Below are 1,120 nucleotides of genomic sequence, written 5' to 3'. Positions count from 1 at the left end.
TCGCCGAGGTGCTGCGCTGGTCCGCCCCGGTCTACGTGCTCGATGTGGCCCTGACGGACGCGGTCGCCAACGGCAATACGCCGGTCATCGGTTGCGAACTGCCGCGTCTTGCGGATGCGGCCGCCATCGAGAAGGCGCTGCTCGTGGTGCGTGACCGCCTGTTGCAGCACGGCGTCGCGCAACTGATGCAGAACGAGCGCGACCGCTACATGGGAACGCTTTCCCAGCAACTCGACACGCGCAGCAAGGCGCTCGCCGAATGGATTGCCGGCCTGAACGGCGGGCGGCGCCGGCGCATCCCGGTCGGCGGCATTGTCTTTGCGCCGTATCCACGGCCTGCCCCCGGCGATGCAAACGCGCCGACCAGCGCCGAGCTGCCGCTCTGGCAGTACCTGGGCGAGGCGGCTCGCCGCCAACCCGGCCAGCGCGTCGGCTGGCACCCGGTCGCGGTGTTCTCCGTTGTGGCCCTGACGGCCATCGGCCTGTGGGGTGCCGGCATGGTGGTATCCGGTGTGCTGAACGGACGGGACGTGCAAGCCGCCCAGCAGGCCGTGAACAACATCCAGTCGGCCCCCAACCCGGCCGCGCGCTTGCGCGCGCTGCTCGCCTTGCAGCAGCAGATCGAGCGCTACGAGTACCGCACCCAGCATCACGCGCCGCTCGCCACCCGCTTTGGCCTGAATCGCGATCCGGCGGTCCTCGCGGCGCTGTGGAAGCCATACACGCAGGCCGGCCGCGAGTTGCTGGTCGCGCCCGTGCAACGGGATCTGGAGGCGTCCCTGGTGGATCTCGCGCAACTGCGGACCACGATGCTGGATGCGGCAACCAACCGGATGGCGCTGGGCGGCCACCAGGCGCTCAAGTCCTACCTGATGCTGGCCAACCCCGAGCGCGCCGAGCCGGCTTTCCTGGCCGCGCAACTGGTGCCGCATTGGTCCACCGACGCCAGGCTCACGCCGGGCGAGCAGCAGGATCTCGCCGAGCGGCTGCTCAAGTTCTATGCGCACCACCTGCAGGCCAACCCGGCCTTGCGCGTCGCCCCGCGGCCCGAGCTGGTCGCCGGCGCACGCCAGACGCTGCTGGCCGTGATCGGGGAGCGCAACGCCGAGGACACCGTCTA

The 1,120-nt window shown here is 70.4% G+C and carries 1 protein-coding gene; it reads left to right on the top strand.

Going from position 1 to position 1,120, the window contains the following annotated elements:
* Positions 1 to 1,120 (top strand): ImcF-related family protein (locus OR16_RS38735; RefSeq protein ID WP_006164858.1); only part of this gene is annotated, 1,120 nt, incomplete at both ends.

Origin of the sequence: Cupriavidus basilensis OR16 (genome assembly GCF_000243095.1) — a bacterium.
GTDB lineage: Bacteria > Pseudomonadota > Gammaproteobacteria > Burkholderiales > Burkholderiaceae > Cupriavidus > Cupriavidus basilensis_D.
The sequence above is the reverse complement of the archived record's forward strand: the minus strand, read 5'-3'. Positions and strand labels throughout refer to the sequence as shown.